Source organism: Escherichia sp. TW14182 (assembly GCF_000208525.1).
In the GTDB taxonomy this organism is placed as follows: domain Bacteria; phylum Pseudomonadota; class Gammaproteobacteria; order Enterobacterales; family Enterobacteriaceae; genus Escherichia; species Escherichia ruysiae.
In genome coordinates this window covers 1-8,752 of the sequence record NZ_AEJZ01000228.1, presented here as the reverse complement: position 1 = coordinate 8,752, position 8,752 = coordinate 1, and the positions used below count along the sequence as shown (strand labels likewise).

7 protein-coding genes are annotated in these 8,752 nt (G+C 51.7%); 1 reads left to right on the top strand and 6 read right to left on the bottom strand.

Features of this window, described 5'->3' with window-relative positions:
* Positions 1-70: 70 nt before the first annotated feature.
* Both EQY_RS0117670 and pdeH read right to left on the bottom strand, forming a co-directional pair.
* The gene (locus EQY_RS0117670; protein ID WP_024212640.1) at positions 71-2,131 is read right to left on the bottom strand and encodes an AsmA family protein; all 2,061 of its coding nucleotides are present in this window, start codon (positions 2,129-2,131) and stop codon (positions 71-73) included.
* 69 nt (positions 2,132-2,200) lie between these two features.
* Positions 2,201-2,968 (bottom strand): cyclic-guanylate-specific phosphodiesterase, encoded by a 768-nt coding sequence (pdeH, locus tag EQY_RS0117665; protein ID WP_000621119.1) that lies wholly within the window; start codon positions 2,966-2,968, stop codon positions 2,201-2,203.
* A gap of 231 nt (positions 2,969-3,199) precedes the next feature.
* On the opposite strand from pdeH, the gene kdgK reads away from it, so the two are divergent.
* Positions 3,200-4,129 carry a 2-dehydro-3-deoxygluconokinase gene (gene kdgK / locus EQY_RS0117655; RefSeq protein WP_024212639.1) on the top strand — a complete coding sequence of 310 codons (930 nt, stop codon included), beginning with the start codon at positions 3,200-3,202 and terminating at the stop codon, positions 4,127-4,129.
* Here the strand turns inward: kdgK and EQY_RS0117650 are convergent.
* The 4 genes from EQY_RS0117650 to EQY_RS0117635 form a co-directional block, all read right to left on the bottom strand.
* Positions 4,101-4,637, bottom strand: coding sequence for a hypothetical protein (locus EQY_RS0117650; protein WP_237712274.1), 537 nt, complete (start codon positions 4,635-4,637; stop codon positions 4,101-4,103). The genes kdgK and EQY_RS0117650 overlap by 29 nt on opposite strands.
* Positions 4,638-4,850: 213 nt before the next feature.
* Positions 4,851-6,347 carry a M16 family metallopeptidase gene (locus tag EQY_RS0117645; protein ID WP_001163167.1) on the bottom strand — a complete coding sequence of 499 codons (1,497 nt, stop codon included), beginning with the start codon at positions 6,345-6,347 and terminating at the stop codon, positions 4,851-4,853.
* A 219-nt stretch (positions 6,348-6,566) separates the two neighbouring features.
* Positions 6,567-7,853 (bottom strand): C4-dicarboxylate transporter DctC, encoded by a 1,287-nt coding sequence (dctA, locus tag EQY_RS0117640; RefSeq protein WP_000858214.1) that lies wholly within the window; start codon positions 7,851-7,853, stop codon positions 6,567-6,569.
* Positions 7,854-8,035: 182 nt separating this feature from the next.
* Positions 8,036-8,752, bottom strand: a 717-nt coding sequence (locus tag EQY_RS0117635; RefSeq protein WP_000385285.1) for an EAL domain-containing protein, incomplete at its 5' end; no start/stop codon positions are given.

The following is an 8,752-nucleotide window of genomic DNA, read 5'->3' as shown; positions in this document are numbered from 1 at the left end:
TTTGGGGAGAGGGTTAGGGTGAGGGGAACACGCTGCTCCCGAATTCACCAGCAAATCTAATCCAACCCCATCACTTCTTCATCTGCGACAAAATCGTCCGACACTGATTAGCCTCCCCTTCTGAAGGTGAGATCAGCGCCAGTAACGCCGCCGCAGGCGTCACCAACGTTGCCAGTGCCGCCGCAACGGCTCCGCGAGCAATCAACGGCCCGGCCTTCACACCAGCCTGCGGACTCTTAAACGTCCCACGCACATACAGCGGCGAACGCAGCGTGATAATACGAATCCCTTTGCTCTCCGGATCAATAGTCAAATCCAGTTGCTCCGAAGCAAAACTTGCCGTGCCGGTAACGTTAATCAACGCGTTCTCAGTATCGAAAGCAAAAATCTGCGGGCGTGCCACACCGTTGGCGATATCCAGATTCGCCGCCGCGCAGTTCACCCGCACCTCATCATCACCGAAAATCGCACCGACAATGTAGTTTCCGACGTTCAGCCCAACAATCTCCATCAGGTTACGGCTCACCAGCCCGTCATTCATCAACAATTTCAGATTGCCGTTACTGTTCCCCAGCAGCGCCGCCACCGAGTTACCGCTACCACGCAGTTCAGCATCGCCATTCATTTCTCCCAGCGTTTTCTGCATCAGTTCTACATCCGGCATCAGCTCCTTCAGTTTCAGTCGACGAGCCTGTATATCCGCCCGCCCCTGCATCGGTTTTTTATCCCCTTCCAGATGAATATTCGCCGCAATGCTGCCGCCCGCCATGCCAAATATCAGCGGTTGCAGACGCAGGTCAGCGTTTTTGAGGATGATATGGGTAGAAAGAGAGCTAATCGGCAAACTGCTGCCATGTTCTATGCGCCGCCCTTTGAAACGAACATCAGCATCCATCGCATCCCATTTATCGGTTTCGAAGCGGTCATAAGGCAGCACTTTGCCCACAGGCTGAACGTTTTTCTCGCCCTTCTTCTGTTCAGAGCGTTTCGACTTTTCTACCCCTTCCCCGGAATCAACGCCAATCAATGGCCCCAAATCAGCCAGCCGCAACTGCCGTGACTCAACGTCACCTTCCAGTTTTGGTCGCGGCTTACCGGTGGTGTAGACCAGAGAACCGTGGATATCGCTATCGCCAATGCGCCCGTTAAAGCCGCGATAATCAAAGACCGACGATTTTTCAGTGTCGATTTTCGCTACCAGCCGACCATCCGTTTCAAACGGCGGGGTATCGGGCAGCAGAACGCCCGTCAGTTCATAGAGATCACCCAGCGAATCGCCGGAAAATTTAAGCCGTAAATCGACGCCGCCCATTTTCATTGGGTCATTCACGACGCCATCAAAAGCAACACGGGTATTACCGGAGCGAAAATCAGCCTGCACCGGAAAAGGTGTTCCTTCGCCACGCAGCGCCAGCATACCGCCTATTTTTCCTGTACCCGTGAGCGGTTCGCCGTTATAGCGCCCCTGCGCTTTCAGGCCAAAAACGTAATCACCTACCTTCTCTTTATCTGATTTACCTTTCGATCCAGTAACTTCGCTGAACGGCAACGGCTTGCCTAACGGATCGACAAAAATTTCCAGATCTGCTTTGCTTACTTTGTCATCAATAGCGATCCGCCCTTGATCGAACAGAATATTATCCAGACGGAACGACCACGCCGACGGCTTTGCATTCGCGTCTTTGTTGTCATCGTTGGCGAGATTAAACGTCCAGTTATTGTTCTTTTCTGAGAGGCGAATCAGGCGCGCGTCGGGCTTTTCCAGCTTGATCCAGGGCAGCCAGACCGTTTTAGTCAGCAACGCCAGCGGAGCCAGCGTCGCTTCTACGCGCGGTAAATGTACCATCGTCACTTCGGGAATATCCGGCGGGTTGCCGAGAATGATGTCTTGTGCGTGTACATGAGGCCACGGCACCCAGCTACGCCAGCCGGTTTCCTGCTTTTGCCGTTCCCACACAACGCCCAGATCGCCACGGATGGCGAAGGGGCGATTCAGTTCCGCAGAGACTTTCTGGTTGATGGTCGGTTTGAGACGGTTCCAGTCAAACGTTGCAATCAAAATGATCGCCACGACGATCAACAACAAGAAAGCCCCTGAAATCGCAGCGGTTATTTTGCCTGCTTTGCTCATAGTTCGCTTCCTCACATTCTTCCTGTGCCAGTCCTAAAGATAGTCCAGCCAGGCAGAAAATGAGGCGGCTTACAGAGCCAACGCCACCGAGTCCAGCGTTTCGATTGGTGCCGGACGTGAAAGAAACCAGCCTTGTGCGGCGAATGCGGGAGAATTTTGCACATCGCCCCACTCTTCCTCAGTCTCGATACCTTCGACGATCACCCCACGGCAGTAGCGGTTCATCAAATGCAAAAGCTGGGAAAAGAGCGTGCGACCTTCGGGCGACTGGCGCAACATCACAAACAGTTCGCGAGCGATTTTGATGTAGTCGTAACGCACTTCACTTAGCGCAGAGAAATTTGCCATCCCGGTGCCAAAATCATCCAGCCACAGTGGGCCAAATTCGCACATCGAGGCAAACGTTGAATCTTTCGGTAGACGGATGTGTTCCACCAGTTCGAAACGCAGCCAGGGAAGACGGTCAATCTGGCGCAAAATTTCCGGCTGCTGACGTAGGGCAAGAAGCGTAGGTCCATCAATATTAACCGATGCCAGCAGGCCGTGCTCAACGAAGAATGCAGCTTTTTTCGCCAGTAAATCAATCTGTTCTTTCACCACATCCATACGATGCCTGACGGTGATTTCGGCAAAATAACGATCTGGCGGCAGCCGTTGCGAGGGATGATCAGGATGCGTGACAATGGTTAAAAGCTCCACGGCCATCAATCGTCCGGAAGTCTGGTAAATCGGCTGCCAGGTATAAACGCGCTCACACTGCAACCAAAAACGCCGTTCCTGCAAGCTCTCGATGCTTGTTTCAGGGTTGCTTATTCGCTGGATAACCTGCCTTATCATCGAAGATGTCCTGTGTTTAAAAGTGATGCTGCCCGGACTCGACAAATATTATCGGCGCGCCACGGCAGAACTTTACCGCCAGAGAGAAGTTAATTTGCCCACACAACGACGGAATCTTCCAGGAATACGTTCTGGCTCAAAAAAATAATGGAACAGCGTTTTAATATAGTTGACCAGCAAACCACCACAGCGCAAACTAACGCTAATTTTTTACAGATCAGGTTCACGACTATGTCCAAAAAGATTGCCGTGATTGGCGAATGCATGATTGAGCTTTCCGAGAAAGGCGCAGACGTTAAGCGCGGTTTCGGCGGCGATACCCTGAATACTTCCGTCTACATCGCTCGTCAGGTCGATCCTGCGGCATTAACCGTTCACTACGTAACGGCGCTGGGGACGGACAGTTTTAGTCAGCAGATGCTGGACGCCTGGCACGGCGAGAACGTCGATACGTCCCTGACCCAACGGATGGAAAACCGCCTGCCGGGTCTTTACTACATTGAAACCGATAGCACTGGCGAACGCACTTTCTACTACTGGCGTAACGAAGCCGCAGCTAAATTCTGGCTGGAGAGCGAGCAGTCAGCAGCAATTTGTGAAGAGCTGGCGAATTTCGATTACCTTTACCTTAGCGGGATTAGCCTGGCGATCTTAAGTCCGACCAGCCGCGAGAAGCTGCTTTCTCTGCTGCGCGAATGCCGTGCCAACGGCGGGAAGGTCATTTTCGACAATAACTACCGTCCGCGCCTGTGGGCGAGCAAAGAAGAGACGCAGCAGGTGTACCAGCAAATGCTGGAATGCACAGATATCGCCTTCCTGACGCTGGACGATGAAGACGCGCTGTGGGGTCAACAGCCGGTGGAAGACGTCATTGCGCGTACCCATAAAGCGGGCGTGAAAGAAGTGGTGGTAAAACGCGGGGCGGATTCTTGCCTGGTGTCCATTGCTGGCGAAGGGTTAGTTGATGTTCCTGCGGTGAAACTGCCGAAAGAAAAAGTGATCGACACCACCGCTGCGGGTGACTCTTTCAGCGCCGGTTATCTGGCGGTACGCCTGACCGGGGGAAGTGCAGAAGAAGCAGCGAAACGTGGACATTTGACTGCAAGTACGGTTATCCAGTATCGCGGCGCGATTATCCCGCGTGAGGCGATGCCAGCGTAATGGTTTTTGGCGGAGAACGGGTAGATATTCGTTCTCCGTTAATCTTCTTGCAGGAATGAACCGAGCGGTGCTGATGATTTGAAATAAACTGCTGACGCATATCATTCAAACTGCGCGTAAATTTAAGCGGGTTCTCACCTTTAATTTCGACCGTGACGAAAACATTCCCATTAGTGTTAAAGAAGTCAAAACAATAATCATGTTGATGACGATGATTAGTTTTAAATTGACGAAATGATAAATAGCAGCGGTCATCATAGGTAATTAAAAAATCATTTTCGCCGTACTCGTTTATCATCCTGTTTTTTAGGTTACCGTCGAAGAGAACTGTATACTTCGCTCTGTCAGCAAATAATTCGGCATCCGTTTCTCGGTTGATCGTATTGACACTGATACCGAATTCTATTTTTACCTTGTCTTTATCGATATTATTTCTTGTACTGACATAAATATTATTCGCATCCCAAAGTAAAAGAAAATTTTGTTGCAGGAATAGAGAGCTGTTCAACAGAGAATCATGATCGGCAAGAACAGTGTGACTTTGTAGCGCATTTATATTCCTTTAGCACGTTACGTTCACAAAGTGTGGTTACTTCCTTTTACATAAACCACAGCAGTCAGTAATTATCTGCACGCTACCGCCGTGCCTGGAAAAATATCTGCGGGTATATTCATTACCGTTAATCCCGGCAGCGCAGAAGAAACGCTGCCGGATTATTTATTACTGCGCGGGTGGAATATCCGTCACTTCAGGATGCACATCATCCGTGGCGACAGACGTCGCCGCAGCCGTAGTCGATGGCGCCATGATTTGATCCCAGGCAGCCTGCAACGATTTCATGTTAAATTCCGGCTCGCCTTTCGGCTGCAGCAGAATTAACGCCATGTCGTTCGACAACTGCTGACGCAGATCCTGATTTAACATCTCTACCGTCAGGCTGTTAAGGAAATCCTGACGCAGTTTCTGATATTGCTCCGGTGCGATATCGACAACCTGATTTTGCAGTGAACGCATCCGCTGGCCCATCAGAATATCGGTATCAGCTCGTGCATAGGCGGCAAACAGTTTCTGCAGCTCCAGTTTCTTTTGCGCGACCAGGGCGTTGAACTCTTCTTCCGGCAGACCTTTATCGCGGACTTTCGCCAGTTCACGCGCCACCAGATTAAGGTTGCTGTTCAGCTTGTCGTTTGGTGATTCGATGTTAATGGCACACTGCGCACGCAGATACAGCACACGGCAGTCAAATCCAAGACCGATGTCTTTGCTGTTACTGGCGCTTAACGCTTGCTGAACATGCCAGAACAGCGCCTCACGAGCCAGGTCCGCGCGCCAGTAGCGCAGCAGTGCGGCTGACTCACGAATCGGCTGCCACGGCGTGTCCCACATGATAGATAACCGATCCTGGCGCACCGCGTCGGTCATAATGCTCACCGCTTCCGCACGCAGCGGAGAAAGCGTCGGCACCGGAGCCGGTGTTTCACGTTTGCCTTTCAGTTCGCCAAACGTTTTGTTGATTTGGTCGACAACCGAGCGCGCATCAACGTTCCCCACCACCAGCAGCGTCATTGCATCTGGGGTGTACCATTTCTGGTAGAAATCTTTAATCTTTTCCGCTTCAACGGGCTTTTTCAGCGGATCGGCAGGATCGTGACCTAACAAAGTTGATCCTTTCAGACGATAGCGCCACCAGCCTTCTTTAGTGTCGGCAGGCCAGGTTGCCACCATATCCTGGCTTTGCAGCGCATGGTTAACCGTTTCTGGTGTGATGGTCAGCTTGCCGGTCGCATTCGCCAGATAAGAGAGCGCCTCTTTCAGCAGATCGTTACGATTATTTGGCAAACTCAGATTAAACAGCGTGGTGTCGTAAGAGACGATCACCGGCGGCATCGGGCGCTTAGGGTCGATCCCCTGCTGCCACAATGAACGTGCCTGTGCCGCTTCCAGACCACCGCTTTGCGTCAGCGCAATACGAGGAATGGCATGACTGTAACCGCTCTGTTGTGTACTTTCGGCGAGCGAACCGGTATTAACCAGCAGGCGAATTTCAACACGATCGCTGGGACGCTGGGGCGTGGTCAGCACTTGCCACTGTAAACCGTTGGCGAGCGTCCCCTGTTGCCATGCTGGATCAGGCTGGAGCGCATCTGCCTGCACATAGCCAGCAGTGGCCATCACCAGCAAACCGCCCGCTAAAAGTCGAATTTTTGTGCCCTGCATGTGAACCCCTGATCAACTATCCTGGTAATAAAAGACTGCCCGCTATCGGTCAGCCTAAATGACGTTAAAAACACTTCGTGTTAGACCGCAAGAACATAAAAATGTCACGGAGGAAGTGAAATAAACCCGAACTCACCCAGGTGGTAAGTTCGGGCACAGGGGGCAATTATGCTCAAACACCCGCACTCGGGGAAGGGAGTGCGGGCATAAGTGGTGAGATTAAGAGGATAATTCGTGCGTTTTGCCATCCGGCGCACGATTATTCAGCACATCATCCAGTTTTTTGTGGTCCAGCTCTTTAACCCACTTAGCAACCACGATGGTCGCAACGCCGTTACCGACCAGGTTAGTCAGCGCACGGGCTTCTGACATGAAGCGGTCAATACCGAGGATCAGCGCCAGACCCGCCACCGGCAAATGGCCCACCGCAGAGAGTGTCGCCGCCAGCACGATAAAGCCGCTGCCCGTTACCCCAGCCGCCCCTTTGGAAGAGAGCAGCAACACAATCAACAGCGTGATTTGGTGGACGATATCCATCTGACTGTTAGTGGCCTGGGCAATAAATACCGCCGCCATCGTCAGGTATATCGATGTCCCATCAAGGTTAAACGAGTAGCCTGTCGGGATAACCAGCCCCACCACCGATTTGCGGCAGCCGAGTTTCTCCATCTTGTCGAGCATACGCGGCAGCGCCGACTCGGAAGAGGATGTTCCCAGCACAATCAGCAGTTCTTCACGGATGTAGCGGATAAATTTGAAAATACTGAAACCGGTCGCTTTAGCGATTGAACCCAGTACCAACACCACAAACAGGATACAGGTGATGTAGAAGCAGATAATGAGCTGCCCAAGCTGTACCAGGGTGCCGACGCCGTATTTACCGATGGTAAACGCCATCGCCCCGAACGCACCGATGGGTGCCAGACGCATGATCATATTGATGATGCCGAAGATGACCTGCGAGAAACTTTCGATAACGTTAAAAATCAGTTGGCCTTTGCTGCCCAGACGGTGGAGCGCAAAACCAAACAGTACGGCAAACAGCAGCACCTGCAGGATGTTACCGCTGGCAAATGCGCCAATGACGCTCGCCGGGATGACATCCATAATAAAGGCGACAATGCCCTGGTCTTTTGCCTGATCGGCGTAAACCGCTACCGCTTTCGCATCAAGCGTTGCCGGATCGACGTTCATTCCGGCACCAGGCTGCACGACGTTAACGATGATAAGACCAATAATCAGCGCGATGGTACTGACAATTTCAAAGTAAAGCAGTGCGACTGCGCCGGTACGGCCGACCGCCTTCATGCTTTCCATGCCCGCAATGCCCGTTACGACGGTACAAAAGATGACAGGAGCGATGATCATCTTAATGAGCTTAACGAACCCGTCGCCAAGCGGTTTCATTTGCTCGCCTATCTCAGGGTAGAAATGGCCAAGGAGAATACCAATGGCTATCGCTGTCAGAACCTGAAAATAAAGGCTTTTAAACAGAGAGGTTTTCATAGGGTGTCCTTTAGTAAAACCACAGGTCTTGTAAGGTTATGGAGTACCTGCGGCCTTAAAATAACACCCAGACAACATCACAGAAATGTACCTGGATCATAATTGAAACAAAAATGTTAAAAAGTTTGAACTGGCTCGCACAAACCAGCACTTTTTAAAGTTTTGTAATCAGTTTGGGGTAGCTACTTTTCTTCCAGGTAACTCTCTTCGAAGATTTCAATGGGGAGTGGACGGGCAAAAAGGAAGCCCTGGGCAATACCAACACCTGCTTTTGCCAGCCAGTCGCGTTGCGCTTCCGTTTCTACGCCTTCAGCAATCATTTGCAGATTCAGGCTTTGTGCCAGCATGATAATTGCAGCAATCATGCTGCTATCTTCCGGCAAGCCCTCAACAAACATTTTGTCGATTTTCAGCACGTCTATTGGCAACGATTTCATATGCTGCAACTGACGCAGCCCTGCGTAACCCATGCCGAAATCATCCAGCGCCACCTGTACGCCGGCGTTGCGCAGCGGACGAAGGATCGCCACCGCCGCGTGAGGGTCATCAATGCGTCGGCTTTCCGTGACCTCCAGGATCAACGTTCCAGGCTGAATACGATAACGAGTTAATAACCCCAGCATATCCGGCACCATATTTGGGTGCATCAACTGTAGCGCCGAGAGATTCACCGATAATGGCAACATAATGCCGCGCTCTTGCCAGGCAGCAAGCAGTCGACAGGATTCCTCCAGCACCCAATGACCGACGGTAACCATCAGCCCACAGGACTCAATACGATCGATTAAGCCATCCGGCAGTTCCCAGGTGCCATCCGCTTGCTGGATGCGCAGCAACGCTTCCGCGCTGACGAGTTTGCCGCTGGTCATCTCCACCTGTGGCTGTAGCCAAATAGCAAA